The organism is Acinetobacter septicus (assembly GCF_019355975.1).
Taxonomy (GTDB): domain Bacteria; phylum Pseudomonadota; class Gammaproteobacteria; order Pseudomonadales; family Moraxellaceae; genus Acinetobacter; species Acinetobacter ursingii.
In genome coordinates this window covers 286,178-300,517 of record NZ_CP079899.1, presented here as the reverse complement: position 1 = coordinate 300,517, position 14,340 = coordinate 286,178, and the positions used below count along the sequence as shown (strand labels likewise).

The window sequence follows — 14,340 nt, the reverse complement described above, 5'->3', positions numbered from 1 at the left end:
AAATGTGGAACTTCTTAGGTTTCATACATGAGGATTTTGATAGGCTCACTGACTATTTTAAATTGTGTGCCTTAACTCTCTGTTCTAAAAGGCTATTCAGAATTTTTAGACTGTTTATTTTGAACATTCTTTTTACTCTGTGGTGGCGATGCCGTAATTGGACCTTGCAAGATGCATGGTCGTGTATGGGCGATGTCCAGAAAGAATTTGACTCAAAACTATTTTAGTTGGGAAGGAATGCTAAAAATTGGAGATTGATACATCTCATCGTTTGTTTAAATATTTTTTGATTAAATTTTCCCTTTAAAAATTCTATTTTTTTTAATGTCTTAACTTGTATTTAATATAGGAGATCCCCATAACAACAAAAGCACTACAGGAATACAACAATATGGCGAATCCACAAAAACACTATGCTAAGTTCCACACAAATATTCGATTAGGTCGTTATGACGAAGAAAGTACATTACGTGAAAAACGTGACCTTTTGATTAGCACCTTAAAAGATGAACTCAAAAAGGATCCAAATGGTCCTCAATTTGTTGAATACTTTAATCAAGGTAGTTATGCCTTGGGCACAGGGATTAAGCCTAAGAATGGAGATTATGATATTGATGTAGGAGTTTTATTAGATTGTGACAAAGAGGAATATGGCTCAGTAGAAATTAAAAAAATTGTTAGAGATGCTTTAACTCATTCAAATAGAACTGTAACGATCAAACGACCTTGCGTAACTGTCACTTATCTCAAAAATGGTAGTCCCGATTATCATGTAGATCTGCCCATCTACGCTGAAGACGACAAAGGCAATATGTATCTAGCTCGAGGTAAGGAATTCTCCTCTGAAGACCTTAAGACTTGGGATATTTCAAATCCTACTGAACTTACCGATACAATTTTGGGAAAATTTGAAGATGATTCAGATTTACGTCATCAGTTTAGACGATGTACTCGCTACTTGAAACAATGGCGAAATGAGAAAGGTCTAGATTTTTTTAAGAGTATTGCTATCACTACAGCTGTATATGAGCATATAACAGCTGAAGATTATGAGAATGATAATAAGGTATTACTTTCTATAGTAAATAATGTATTAGATCAATTCACTACCTTTAGCATTGATCCAGAAAATAACGAGTATTACTTCAGACTCGTAATTAATTTACCTGCACATCAAGGTGTAGACTTACTCGAAAAATTGACCCGAAAACAAATGGAGCACTTAAAATCAAAACTTGAAGATTTAAAATCATCTTTAGAAGCTGTAAATGAGGAAACTGATACAGTAGAAGCTTGCAAAATTTTAAATAAAACTTTTGGAAGACAATTCCCTATCCCTGAAATACAAGAAGTGTCCGAACCAGTAGTACAAACTTATTACACTCAAGAAGGAAAATCTGCTTAGGAAAACTCAATGTTTTTTGATAACCCAAAGTTAGACAATATTGAAAAGCTATTAAGTGAACATGGAGCTCAAAATATCCATGTCACTTCTATTACTAAGGATTGGGTTAATCTAAAATTTGATTTTCTCATTAATACACAACAGGTTTGCCTTGGTCTAATTTTTCAAAATAGAGCTAATTGGACGATACCTCCCATTTTTAGAATATTGACACGACCAATGTCTGCCTTAGATCATGTGAGTCAAAGTGGGGAAATTTGTACTACGGATCATCAAGGTGAAAACTTTGAAGGCTATAGACATAAAGAACTTATTACTGAATTCTTTGAAAGGGCTATAGATATACTCAAGCAATCTTTTATTAATTTTCAATTAAACAACCGAGTAAGCTTGTATAACGAACTAGAAGGATATTTAGGCAGCACTCAAAATATAAATGAGGATGTAATATTACATTGCGACCCTACTTCTACATTTAATTTATATGGTTGGTTAAGAAAATCATCAAAAGGGAATCATCAAATATTAGAGCATATTGATGATGGCGATAGTTCTTACATAAACCACAACCAGCTCACAAAAGTAAAAATTCATAAGATATTATTAGAAGATGCTTCTGTTTTCCCCATACCAGATATAGGAGATTATTTTAATGAGGACTATTTTCTAAAAATTGTTAATACCCTCTCTAATGAGAACAAACGATCTTTGTTAAAACAAGGCAATCATTATGCCCTAGTGGGAATTCCAAATGAACATGGATTTGCTTATGTGATTTTTTATTATGCCATTTGGTATTCTTTCAAAGAAAAAGTATCCTTCAAAGGCTTTAAAGTCTCTTTAACACAAAGAGCGTGGATAGATTATTTATTAAATAGAACGGGGCAAGAGAAAAAAACAAGACATATAGCGATTATCGGATGTGGGGCTTTAGGCTCAAAGATTGCAGAGATATTAGCTCAAACAGGCGTAAATAAATTTTCTTTCATAGATCCAGAGCTTTTAAAAACAGATAATATTTATCGTCATTCTTTAGGTTTGCAGTATGTTAATACCTATAAATCTACTTCTTTAGCTAATAAGTTTTTAATAGAAAGGCCCGGATTAACTATTTTTCCATTCGTAAGCCATGGTGAAAGCTGGATAAAATCAAAAATTACTGAAGATATTGATACTATCATCATAGCAATTGGCCATACTCCTACTGAGATTTCTCTCGTAAAAACTATTTATGAAATAAGTGCAAACATTCAAGTAATAATAGGCTGGTTAGAACCTTATGATTTAGGTGGACATTTTATTTCTTTCAATAATAAACATGTAGGATGTTTAAACTGCTTATATTTTGATGAAAAATCAAATAAAAGTCTTACCCCTATGTATAAATATGTACAATCTGGACAGCTAATTGCTAAAAATATTACAGGGTGTGCTGGTGCATTTACCCCCTTCTCTTCTTTAAATTGCATGAAGCTAGCAAGCTATATTTCTGAATATGTCCTGAATCAACAATTAGGATTTGTTTCTATTTCTGGCGACAATCAGAATGCAAATAAAAATGGAATAATTACTACCCCTTTTTATAATTCAGTAAATAATTCAAATGGAATTAATATATTGAATTTAAAAGAAATTTATAAAGAAGTATGCCCATGTTGCAATACATAACTCAAGGGAGGATTAAATGTGACACACCTACAGGCCAAGTCTTTATTATTCAAGCAAATGTTTTAAAGAGTTTAAAGCAATTTATACAATTAGAATCAGATTCTCCAGAATCGGGTGGCATTCTAATTGGAAGAACAGACATAGAAACTAAAGCTAAAATCATTGAAAGCTTTACCTCTCCTATGGAAGGAGACTGTCAAACACGTATGTCTTTCTTTAGGTCAAAGTCCCACCAATATGCTTTAATACAAGCTTGGAACGAATCTAAAAAATTCTATAATTTTCAAGGCCTATGGCATACACATCCTGAAGATGTACCAACACCCTCTCCAACCGATTTAAGGGATATAGATACTGTTCTAAATGGCATTACCAATCTTAATGACCCAGTTTTATATTTAATAATCGGAAGAGTAAAAACTGGAATCTGGATTGGTAGAAAAAATTTTAAAATCAAACTGTTAGGTTATATTGAGTTAAATTGAAAATGCAACTAGACCCATCCCTAAGTTTACAGACTTCTTTATCAGCAATAGATGATTTATCAAATGCAAATAAATATATAGAAGAAATTTTAAAGCATATTTGTATAGATTCATTAGGTGTATTAGTTGATGAAGAACGTAAAAATATAATTTTTGTCTTATTGAAAAATAAAAGCCCTGAAAGTTTTTTCCGTATAATTCTCAATTATGATGATACTTTAACTTTTGTCCGAAGATTGCTTGCCAAAAAAATTTCCATTTATGCACGCTTTCTTCAAGGTCACATAATTGATGCCCACACTCTACATGATTTTGAAAAGTTAAAAGAAACATGGAATTTAACCTCCTCTCAAGAGAGCGAAGTTAAAGATGTAGATTTTGTTCCTAGAAAGATTCCTAAACAAAAACCAAACCCTGTAAACCAATTAGAATATTTCATAAAAAGAATTTTTGATTTTGAGCATCTTACAGGTAGGGGTAACGATTTATCTGAAAAAGATAAAAACCAGATTTATCTCTCAAGTCATGGCCGATGTATGTTTAAAGGATGTGGTGCAAAATTAAACATAGATGAAATAACTGGATTTGAAGGTACATATGGCGTTTTAGCTCATAATGTTGCAGCATCAGAAAATTCTACTCGCGGTATCCCCTTCTTCTCATATCAACTATCAGATGATCCAACGAATATTTTATTATTATGTGAAAAACATCATAGGTTAATTGATAAAGTTGCTGGCGCAGAATATACAGCTTCAAGACTCTCGCAAATGAGAAGTAATTTCACAGCACAATGCGAAGATTTATTAGATTCTTTAAGCTTTACTCCTATGCCAGTGTATTTATTTTTCTGGCCCGTGAATCGCAATATTCCTCAGTCTCCTTCACGACGTGATATTGCAAGCTGCCTTCTCCCATTAAAATCTATTTTGCATAAAGATAAGACACTAATTCATGAACCATTACCAGCTCATTTAAGAGCTTCAGCTGATGAGTTCTATAAAAAGTATTTTTTAGAAGAATTTGAAGTTCAAACAGAACAATTACTTAGGGAAACTAAATTTGATGATAAGAGAGTAGCTATTTTTGGCTTCGGCCCTATGCCATGCCTAATAGCATTAGGAAGTAAATTAGGAAATAAAGGGAAATTTATACCTATGCTTATGTATAGGGATGGAAGTTGTTGGATGTGGCCTGATCTTATATGTACAACCAAAGCGTATGAAATTAATAATTTCAGTGAAATAGAAGATTGTACTGAAATTACTATTAGATTGAATCTCACTGCTGATCCAGAAACCTCTAAAAATAAGGCTGTTGAATTAGGACATCCGGTAATTAATATTACTGCTAAACCAGAATATATGGGGAATGGAGCAATAAGAAATCCTGAACGAGGACTAAGTTTCATGCAAGATATTCATGCGTTATTTCATAGTCTAACAGATAAAGGAATTACCAAAATTCATGTCTTACCATGTGCATCCAATGCTGCTTGTATATGGTTTGGACAAGCATTTGATCTGCATCATCCTGAAATGGTTATTTATGATTACTTAAATAATTCAATGGTTCCAAGACTTCAAATTCGAAATAATGGAAGCAAGAATGAAATCGCTGTAATTTAAACAGTATATTTGATAGTACTTTCATACCATTAGATTTAAATATGACATTAGTAAATGGAGTTTAGCTCTAATGGGGCTTTGTTGCATAAATATCTAAGACTATGATTTTGTTTAATTTATTTTTGGATTAAAATTTAAACAAATCCTTAAAAATCAGTATCTTGAAGAATGTTTATACAACAAAGCCGTTTTAAACTAAAAAATGTTTGTAATACTATTTTATTTAAATCACTCTGCGATCTAGGTATTAAATTTAAGACTTTCCATGGTTTTAAATAATCTTGCAGATTTTTTTGTGGTTCGAGAATATTTAAATCTTTATTAATATCAAAATTTGAGGGAATTCCATTTGTATTTTTTGCTAATAATTCCTTAACTAAATTTGTTGGAATAGCTCCATTTAAATGAACGTGTAAATCACCCTTAGGAAGATTCACTATCATATCTTGGCAGAGTAAAACTTGAAGTGCGACATAAACCACCTAATTAATTTAAAGGGTTTATGGAGTATATAAAATTGTCATACCATCATCTTAACTTTGAAGATCGTACTGCATTAATGCTTGAGTCAAGAAAAGAAGGCTTTTCAGCCAGAAAATTTGCTGAACTTATTAAAAGACATCCTAGTACGATCTATCGTGAGCTTAAAAGAAATAGCATCAATGACGTTTATCAAGCTCGATATGCTTCTGATAACACCTTCGCTAGACGTAGACGTGGTCACAGAAAACTCAAAATCGATTCAATCCTCTGGAAATTTATTGTTGAAGCGATCCGTTGTTTATGGTCTCCTCAGCAAATAGCAAAGCGTTTAAAGACATTTCCTGATTTGGATCAAACAATGAATGTAAGCCATACAACGATTTATTCAACGATACGCGCATTACCAAAGGGTGAGTTGAAAAAAGACTTATTATCCTGTCTGCGTCATGAAAATAAAAAGCGAAAAGCTAACGGTGAACCTAAAAAAGATTCTATATTACAGGATATTAAAACTATTCATGAGCGCCCAGCCGAAGTTCAAGAAAGAAAAATACCGGGTCATTGGGAAGCTGATTTAATTAAAGGTAAAGACAATAAAAGTTCGATAGCAACACTTATTGAACGAAATACACGGCTCTGTATCTTGGCAACATTACCTGATGCAAAGGCAGAATCAGTGCGCAAGGCTTTAACTGAAGCTCTGAAATATTTACCTGCAGAACTGCGTAAAACGTTGACCTATGACCGTGGACGCGAGATGGCAGAACATAAAATACTTGAAGAAGATTTAGGCATAGATGTATATTTCTGTGACCCACATTCACCCTGGCAAAAAGGCACATGCGAAAATATGAATGGTTTAATTAGGCAATATTTACCTAAAGGGATTGATTTAAATCAGGCAGATCAGCATTATTTAAATCAAGTTGCCATGTCACTGAATACTCGTCCTAGAAAAGCGTTAGATTGGCTTACACCATTAGAGAAATTTGCTCAGCTTGTTGATTATCATAAGACTTTTCAAACTGTCGCACCTCATGTTTGAATTCGCCCTTCATTAATTTTTTGTAGTGCAGACATAAGTGTAGAAATTAATATAGCTGATTGAATTTTATCATAAAATCTATTTCCAAGTTATTTATTTTTAAATTTTTCTATTTCAATTCTGAATGGCTTTGTTGCACAAACCTATCTGTAAAGGGTTTTTCAGCGATATAATTTTCAAATGAAGAAGCCTACACACAAAATCTACCGCACAACCAATTGGCCCGCATATAACCGAGCACTCATGAGTCGAGGAAATATTGCCATTTGGTTTGATCCTGCTACGCAATGATATGCTCCATCAAAAGGCAAACAAGGGCGAAATCAAATCTACTCCGACGCAGCCATCCAATGCTGCTTAATGATTAAATCCTTATTCCGTCTGTCTTTACGTATGGTCACTGGCTTTGTGCAAAGTCTGATTAAACTTTGCGGATTAAATTGGATAGCTCCAGATTACACCACGCTTTGTAGAAGACAAAAGCATATTGATATTGTAATCAGCTACCAAAAAAGTAGCGATGGGCTGCATCTACTCATGGACTCTACAGGCATGAAGTTTCTAGGTGAGGGCGAATGGAAACGCAAGAAACATGGACCTGAATATCGTCGCCAATGGCGTAAACTTCATATTGGTATAGATGCTAAAACCCTACAAATACGAGCAGTTCAGCTTACAACCAATAATGTCAGTGATTCACAGGTGCTTGGTGATTTACTTAATCAGATTCCACAAGATGAGCGGATTGACTCTGTTTATACCGATGGGGCTTATGACACCAAGCAATGTAAGCGTCCGCTGAACACACCTTATGAATTCATCCTATAAGCCTTAATTTAGTCCCCACTTAAAAACAAGTGGGGACTAAAATTCATGACTACAAATAACCAGACATCCATCGCATCTCTTGCGAAAAAACGAAGAACATACAGTGCTGAATTTAAACAGCAGATCGTTCAGGCTTGTAAAGCACCGGACGTTTCAATTGCTTCGGTCGCTTTGCAACATGGATTGAATACAAATCTTGTATCCAAATGGATTCGCTTAATTGATGGTAAGCCAGGGAATGATCGCTCACCACTACCGAATAAACCTGCATTTATTGCCTTATCTTGCTCTGCACCATTAGATCCTACTCCTACTGACATGTTAACGGTTCAAATTACTTTACCCCACTCAAAAGCAGAAATTGGCTTGAAATGGCAAGTATCAGAAATATCTGCTTTAGCAGAATTACTCAAGGCACTTGCAACATGATCAGCATTGATGAAATCTGGCTTTCTACCCAACCTCTGGATATGCGAGCAGGGATGGATACTGTCATGGCTCAGGTGGTGAGAGCCTTTGGCTACATTAAACCGCATTGTGCTTACCTGTTCTGTAATAAACGTGGCCATCGCATGAAAGTGCTGGTACATGATGGACTGGGCATCTGGCTGTGTGCCCGGCGGTTGGAACAGGGAAAATTCCACTGGGCGCAGGTTCACCAGGGTGAAAGCATGGCGATCAGTCCGGAACAGTTACAGGCATTAATCCAGGGTTTGCCCTGGCAGCGCATTGGACGACAGCAGGTGGTCACGATGCTCTAAACCAAGCTCGGCTATTCTGCCATCCTCCAAACGTTCTATTTCATTCTCTTCATGACCTCAGGCATACTGCGGTCATGAATACGCTGCCTGACTTAAGCCAACTGACCCATGAACAACTACTGGAATTCACCAGACAGTTGGCTCTGCAGCATCAGTCTCTGGCGCAATCAAATCAAGAATTGGATGCCAAAGTTCAACACCTCTCTGTTCTCACTCAAAAATACGAGCATGAACTGGCGCTGTTTAAAAAGCATAAATTCGGCAGTAAAAACGAACATCTCACCGCAAAACAAATCCATCTATGGGACGAAGCGGTTGAAGAAGATATTGCAGCGGTTGATCTGGAACTGGAACGACTGAATGCAGATAAAACCAATGCAGCTGCACAGAAAGCCCCAGTCAACAAACCTAAACGTCGGCTGTTGCCAGATCATCTACACACCCTCCGTATTGAGCATGAACCTGAATCAACCCAATGCAGTTGTGGCTGTACCTTGCGTCGTATCGGTGAAGATGTCAGTGAAAAACTGAATTTCAGACCGGCACAGTTCTATAAGGAACAGCATGTGCGTGGTAAATGGGTCTGTGATCAGTGTGACACTCTGACTCAGCAAGCGATGCCAGCCTATGTGATTGATAAAGGCATTGCTTCACCTGAATTGCTTAGCCATGTGCTGGTGTCAAAGTATGCCGATCATTTGCCTTTGTACCGTCAACGTCAAATCTTTCTACGCGCAGGTGTTGATCTGTCTAGATCAACGTTATCTGACTGGATTGGCCGCTGTGGGGTGGAACTGGAACCTCTGGCCAATGCCTTAAAACAGGTGGTACTGCAACAGCAGGTGATCCATGCAGATGAAACACCGGTGACGGTCATGCAGATGGGTGAAAATGAGAAAAAGCCCAAAAAAGGTTATGTCTGGGCCTATGCCAGCACACAGTACAATCCAGTTCAGGCAGTGATCTATGACTTTCAAGATAGCCGTTCTGGCCAGCATGCTGAAGACTTCCTGAAAGGCTGGCAGGGTCATTTGGTCTGTGATGATTACAGTGGTTATAAAGCACGCTTTAGATCAGGTCAGGTCATTGAGGTGGGCTGCATGGCACATGCACGTCGTAAATTCCATGAACTACATGTGACCAAGAAAAGTCAGGTCGCTGAACAGGCATTAGTGCTGATTCAGAAATTATATGCGATAGAAGCAGAATTAAGAAAAAAGACGGATGGTACAGCGGAAGACCGCTGCGAATACCGACAACAGCATAGTCAACCGGTCATGCAACAACTATATGAATGGCTCAACCAACATCAGCTGACGGTGCCATCGAGTTCTCCAACCGCCCGGGCGATCAATTACAGCCTAAAACGTTGGACTGCTTTAAGCCGCTATCTGGATGATGGCAATCTACCCATTGACAATAATTGGATAGAGAACCAAATGCGTCCCTGGGCCTTGGGGCGTAAGAACTGGCTATTTGCAGGTTCGCTGCGCAGTGGTCAACGAGCTGCCAATATCATGACTTTAATCCAGTCAGCAAAGCTGAATGGCTTGGATCCGTATGCCTATTTAAGTGATGTGCTGAAAAGGTTGCCAACACATAAAGTGCCCCAAATAGAAGAATTACTACCTCACCGCTGGAAACCTGAACCCCGTTAAAACTTGGCGATGGCGTTCAGCGGATGCTTACCAAGCAATGCCGTCAGGTCATTGCAGATCGGCAAGCGCATGCGGTGATTCCACCTAGAAAAAATGGAAAGATACAAAGAGTAGCTCGCTAGAGCGAAATGAATTACTTCGAACAATTAAACGTTTAGGCAGGACACTAGTAAGCATCCGCTGAACGCCATCGCCAAGTTTTAACGGGGTTCAGGTTTCCAGCGGTGAGGTAGTAATTCTTCTATTTGGGGCACTTTATGTGTTGGCAACCTTTTCAGCACATCACTTAAATAGGCATACGGATCCAAGCCATTCAGCTTTGCTGACTGGATTAAAGTCATGATATTGGCAGCTCGTTGACCACTGCGCAGCGAACCTGCAAATAGCCAGTTCTTACGCCCCAAGGCCCAGGGACGCATTTGGTTCTCTATCCAATTATTGTCAATGGGTAGATTGCCATCATCCAGATAGCGGCTTAAAGCAGTCCAACGTTTTAGGCTGTAATTGATCGCCCGGGCGGTTGGAGAACTCGATGGCACCGTCAGCTGATGTTGGTTGAGCCATTCATATAGTTGTTGCATGACCGGTTGACTATGCTGTTGTCGGTATTCGCAGCGGTCTTCCGCTGTACCATCCGTCTTTTTTCTTAATTCTGCTTCTATCGCATATAATTTCTGAATCAGCACTAATGCCTGTTCAGCGACCTGACTTTTCTTGGTCACATGTAGTTCATGGAATTTACGACGTGCATGTGCCATGCAGCCCACCTCAATGACCTGACCTGATCTAAAGCGTGCTTTATAACCACTGTAATCATCACAGACCAAATGACCCTGCCAGCCTTTCAGGAAGTCTTCAGCATGCTGGCCAGAACGGCTATCTTGAAAGTCATAGATCACTGCCTGAACTGGATTGTACTGTGTGCTGGCATAGGCCCAGACATAACCTTTTTTGGGCTTTTTCTCATTTTCACCCATCTGCATGACCGTCACCGGTGTTTCATCTGCATGGATCACCTGCTGTTGCAGTACCACCTGTTTTAAGGCATTGGCCAGAGGTTCCAGTTCCACCCCACAGCGGCCAATCCAGTCAGATAACGTTGATCTAGACAGATCAACACCTGCGCGTAGAAAGATTTGACGTTGACGGTACAAAGGCAAATGATCGGCATACTTTGACACCAGCACATGGCTAAGCAATTCAGGTGAAGCAATGCCTTTATCAATCACATAGGCTGGCATCGCTTGCTGAGTCAGAGTGTCACACTGATCACAGACCCATTTACCACGCACATGCTGTTCCTTATAGAACTGTGCCGGTCTGAAATTCAGTTTTTCACTGACATCTTCACCGATACGACGCAAGGTACAGCCACAACTGCATTGGGTTGATTCAGGTTCATGCTCAATACGGAGGGTGTGTAGATGATCTGGCAACAGCCGACGTTTAGGTTTGTTGACTGGGGCTTTCTGTGCAGCTGCATTGGTTTTATCTGCATTCAGTCGTTCCAGTTCCAGATCAACCGCTGCAATATCTTCTTCAACCGCTTCGTCCCATAGATGGATTTGTTTTGCGGTGAGATGTTCGTTTTTACTGCCGAATTTATGCTTTTTAAACAGCGCCAGTTCATGCTCGTATTTTTGAGTGAGAACAGAGAGGTGTTGAACTTTGGCATCCAATTCTTGATTTGATTGCGCCAGAGACTGATGCTGCAGAGCCAACTGTCTGGTGAATTCCAGTAGTTGTTCATGGGTCAGTTGGCTTAAGTCAGGCAGCGTATTCATGACCGCAGTATGCCTGAGGTCATGAAGAGAATGAAATAGAACGTTTGGAGGATGGCAGAATAGCCGAGCTTGGTTTAGAGCATCGTGACCACCTGCTGTCGTCCAATGCGCTGCCAGGGCAAACCCTGGATTAATGCCTGTAACTGTTCCGGACTGATCGCCATGCTTTCACCCTGGTGAACCTGCGCCCAGTGGAATTTTCCCTGTTCCAACCGCCGGGCACACAGCCAGATGCCCAGTCCATCATGTACCAGCACTTTCATGCGATGGCCACGTTTATTACAGAACAGGTAAGCACAATGCGGTTTAATGTAGCCAAAGGCTCTCACCACCTGAGCCATGACAGTATCCATCCCTGCTCGCATATCCAGAGGTTGGGTAGAAAGCCAGATTTCATCAATGCTGATCATGTTGCAAGTGCCTTGAGTAATTCTGCTAAAGCAGATATTTCTGATACTTGCCATTTCAAGCCAATTTCTGCTTTTGAGTGGGGTAAAGTAATTTGAACCGTTAACATGTCAGTAGGAGTAGGATCTAATGGTGCAGAGCAAGATAAGGCAATAAATGCAGGTTTATTCGGTAGTGGTGAGCGATCATTCCCTGGCTTACCATCAATTAAGCGAATCCATTTGGATACAAGATTTGTATTCAATCCATGTTGCAAAGCGACCGAAGCAATTGAAACGTCCGGTGCTTTACAAGCCTGAACGATCTGCTGTTTAAATTCAGCACTGTATGTTCTTCGTTTTTTCGCAAGAGATGCGATGGATGTCTGGTTATTTGTAGTCATGAATTTTAGTCCCCACTTGTTTTTAAGTGGGGACTAAATTAAGGCTTATAGGATGAATTCATAAGGTGTGTTCAGCGGACGCTTACGGACACTATGGAAAAAATGGTCAGGCTATCATCGGCGAAGTTTGGTTGAAACTAAGATGCATTGCATCAAATTATTAGGAGATAAACTCAGTGCAAGGAGTTTTGATAGCCAAGTGAATGAGATCCATGCACGTGTAGCAGTCCTTAACAGATTTACGGAATTAGGTCGACCACTTACCCAAGTTACGCCTTAAATTTGGCTCAATTAGGGGCGCTTTGCATTTCAAATCTTTGTGCAACAAAGCCACTTCAAAGTAGAAATGTCTGGTCTGGATTGTTGCCACTCTAATTTGAGTTTAAAAAAGCTAGCAAATCTGCTAGCTTTTTAAGATGATTATTCTATTTTTTAGAATTTAATAAACCAAAGAAGTTCTCTCCATCGTTCTCTAAGTCTTCAAAAAACTTATAAAACGATTGGGCAATAGCCTTATTTTTGACAATAATACCCACAGGCACTGTTGTTAAAATATTTGTGGATGAATCACTAACGTGAATAATCAAAACACAAAAAGAGTCTTTCATAACCAAAAGCTCAAAATTACCGTCAAAAACTACACTACTTTCCTTAAACGTTAGAAAGTGCTTGGCTCCTGCCTCAGCTGTGATTAGTTTTTTATAACTTGCGATTGATTGTTTATCATTTCTGTATGCCACTGGTAAGAAGCATTTAAAGTTTTTGGTAATTGTGGTTGTCGATAAACGATCAATAAAATCACTAAATCTATCTGACTTACCCCAAAATTCATCTGATGGAGCTAACCAATACAGCTGTTTATCATCATTATTCTGGTCTTGATATTGTTTGATTGTTTTGAAAAACAGGTCTGAATTTTCCTTAGAATATATTGGCCCGATAAAGTATTCATTGGATTTGTGTTCTAGCTTAAATAAGCGATCTAAATTAAGCTTATTCTCGCTAAAAATAGATTCAACTGAAAAAGTATCCTCCATATCTAATTCATGGAGTACCTTTAGAATATCCTCAATATTTTGTGGCTTCTTAGCTGATCTAAGAGCAGCGTAAAGAGAATCTTCGATTTTGTTAAGATTTTCCATGTGATTAAAATCACTAATCTCTGTAGGTGTATAATTCTCATCAAGCGTCAATGGTAATGTAAAACGACGAGAATGGTCTCGCAATTTTTCCACTTGGCTCATTTTATACAGTTGCAGCTTCTTTTCATCCACTGATGGATTCAACTTAACTAATCCTTGGCTGAAATAAAATCGAAAATTTTTCTGAAACTCCTTACTAACCAAAGACTCACCATTTGAAAGGTATTGGTTAGAAGCATCTAATTTAATTGAATTTGCCCCATTGTCAGATGCGTTGGGATTAACTGGCTCAGGATTCAAGCCAATCATCTCAAAACTCATCTTTTGAATATTGTCCTCAATCTTATTTACATAAGGAATTGCACAAACATCCGAGAATGCTTTCTCAAGTCGCTGAGTCAGAGCAAATCGATCATCTTCAAGATGTTTTATCTGCATTTGTTTTAATAATTTAGTTAATAGCACATCTGTTTCATGATTAGATAACCCTAAGAACCGCGCTATTTTTTCAGCAGAAAGTGGTGCAATTACCAATAGGCGCAATACCATAGAATCAATAAAATCTAAGGTATCTGTTGTGGTATAGCTAAATGCCACATTGAATAGTTGTGATGGCAATGTAACATCTACGTCATGATAGCTTCTTAGTGAATTTTCCATGAG

At 38.2% G+C, this 14,340-nt stretch carries 13 protein-coding genes and 3 pseudogenes; 11 read left to right on the top strand and 5 right to left on the bottom strand.

The window, feature by feature from the left end; all coding sequences use genetic code 11:
- Nucleotides 1-391 precede the first annotated feature (391 nt).
- Genes I6L31_RS17880 through I6L31_RS17865 form a run of 4 tightly spaced genes read left to right on the top strand, consistent with a single transcriptional unit; the run spans nt 392 to nt 5,186 of the window.
- On the top strand, nt 392-1,405 hold the full coding sequence (locus I6L31_RS17880; protein ID WP_005006358.1) for a nucleotidyltransferase domain-containing protein: 1,014 nt from the start codon (nt 392-394) through the stop codon (nt 1,403-1,405).
- 9 nt (nt 1,406-1,414) lie between these two features.
- A complete protein-coding gene (locus I6L31_RS17875; RefSeq protein ID WP_005006360.1) occupies nt 1,415-3,073 on the top strand; it encodes a ThiF family adenylyltransferase in 1,659 nt (552 codons plus the stop codon).
- A complete protein-coding gene (locus I6L31_RS17870; RefSeq protein ID WP_005006362.1) occupies nt 3,058-3,558 on the top strand; it encodes a Mov34/MPN/PAD-1 family protein in 501 nt (166 codons plus the stop codon). The genes I6L31_RS17875 and I6L31_RS17870 overlap by 16 nt, the downstream gene beginning before the upstream one ends.
- Before the next feature lie 2 nt (nt 3,559-3,560).
- Nucleotides 3,561-5,186: an SAVED domain-containing protein gene (locus I6L31_RS17865; protein ID WP_005006366.1), complete on the top strand. Its 1,626-nt coding sequence runs from the start codon at nt 3,561-3,563 to the stop codon at nt 5,184-5,186.
- A gap of 146 nt (nt 5,187-5,332) precedes the next feature.
- Here I6L31_RS17865 and I6L31_RS17860 read toward each other — a convergent pair whose 3' ends face one another.
- Nucleotides 5,333-5,629, bottom strand: coding sequence for a hypothetical protein (locus tag I6L31_RS17860; RefSeq protein WP_005006367.1), 297 nt, complete (start codon nt 5,627-5,629; stop codon nt 5,333-5,335).
- A gap of 59 nt (nt 5,630-5,688) precedes the next feature.
- Between I6L31_RS17860 and I6L31_RS17855 the strand changes: the two genes are divergently transcribed.
- From I6L31_RS17855 to I6L31_RS17830, 6 genes and pseudogenes are all read left to right on the top strand, one after another.
- On the top strand, nt 5,689-6,714 hold the full coding sequence (locus tag I6L31_RS17855; RefSeq protein ID WP_010326927.1) for an IS30-like element ISAba125 family transposase: 1,026 nt from the start codon (nt 5,689-5,691) through the stop codon (nt 6,712-6,714).
- Between the two features lie 180 nt (nt 6,715-6,894).
- Nucleotides 6,895-7,509, top strand: a pseudogene (locus I6L31_RS17850) (IS5 family transposase); the annotation flags it as partial.
- Between the two features lie 78 nt (nt 7,510-7,587).
- Nucleotides 7,588-7,971: an IS66-like element accessory protein TnpA gene (tnpA, locus tag I6L31_RS17845; protein ID WP_005006377.1), complete on the top strand. Its 384-nt coding sequence runs from the start codon at nt 7,588-7,590 to the stop codon at nt 7,969-7,971.
- A complete protein-coding gene (gene tnpB, locus I6L31_RS17840; protein WP_005006379.1) occupies nt 7,968-8,303 on the top strand; it encodes an IS66 family insertion sequence element accessory protein TnpB in 336 nt (111 codons plus the stop codon). The genes tnpA (I6L31_RS17845) and tnpB (I6L31_RS17840) overlap by 4 nt, the downstream gene beginning before the upstream one ends.
- A 74-nt stretch (nt 8,304-8,377) precedes the next feature.
- Entirely contained in the window at nt 8,378-9,961 is a 1,584-nt protein-coding gene (gene tnpC / locus I6L31_RS17835) for an IS66 family transposase (protein WP_219349275.1), read from the top strand.
- 29 nt (nt 9,962-9,990) lie between these two features.
- Nucleotides 9,991-10,130, top strand: a pseudogene (locus tag I6L31_RS17830) (IS5/IS1182 family transposase); the annotation flags it as partial.
- 31 nt (nt 10,131-10,161) lie between these two features.
- On the opposite strand, the gene tnpC (I6L31_RS17825) reads toward I6L31_RS17830, so the two are convergent.
- The 3 genes from tnpC (I6L31_RS17825) to tnpA (I6L31_RS17815) form a co-directional block, all read right to left on the bottom strand.
- Nucleotides 10,162-11,745 (bottom strand): IS66 family transposase, encoded by a 1,584-nt coding sequence (tnpC, locus tag I6L31_RS17825; RefSeq protein ID WP_219349275.1) that lies wholly within the window; start codon nt 11,743-11,745, stop codon nt 10,162-10,164.
- Between the two features lie 74 nt (nt 11,746-11,819).
- Nucleotides 11,820-12,155 carry an IS66 family insertion sequence element accessory protein TnpB gene (gene tnpB / locus I6L31_RS17820; protein WP_005006379.1) on the bottom strand — a complete coding sequence of 112 codons (336 nt, stop codon included), beginning with the start codon at nt 12,153-12,155 and terminating at the stop codon, nt 11,820-11,822.
- Nucleotides 12,152-12,535: an IS66-like element accessory protein TnpA gene (gene tnpA / locus I6L31_RS17815; RefSeq protein WP_005006377.1), complete on the bottom strand. Its 384-nt coding sequence runs from the start codon at nt 12,533-12,535 to the stop codon at nt 12,152-12,154. The genes tnpB (I6L31_RS17820) and tnpA (I6L31_RS17815) overlap by 4 nt, the downstream gene beginning before the upstream one ends.
- A gap of 85 nt (nt 12,536-12,620) precedes the next feature.
- Here tnpA (I6L31_RS17815) and I6L31_RS17810 point away from each other — a divergent pair.
- A pseudogene (locus tag I6L31_RS17810) lies at nt 12,621-12,815 on the top strand (IS5/IS1182 family transposase); the annotation flags it as partial.
- A 145-nt stretch (nt 12,816-12,960) separates the two neighbouring features.
- Here I6L31_RS17810 and I6L31_RS17805 read toward each other — a convergent pair.
- Nucleotides 12,961-14,337: a hypothetical protein gene (locus I6L31_RS17805; protein ID WP_005005738.1), complete on the bottom strand. Its 1,377-nt coding sequence runs from the start codon at nt 14,335-14,337 to the stop codon at nt 12,961-12,963.
- Between the last annotated feature and the right edge of the window lie 3 nt (nt 14,338-14,340).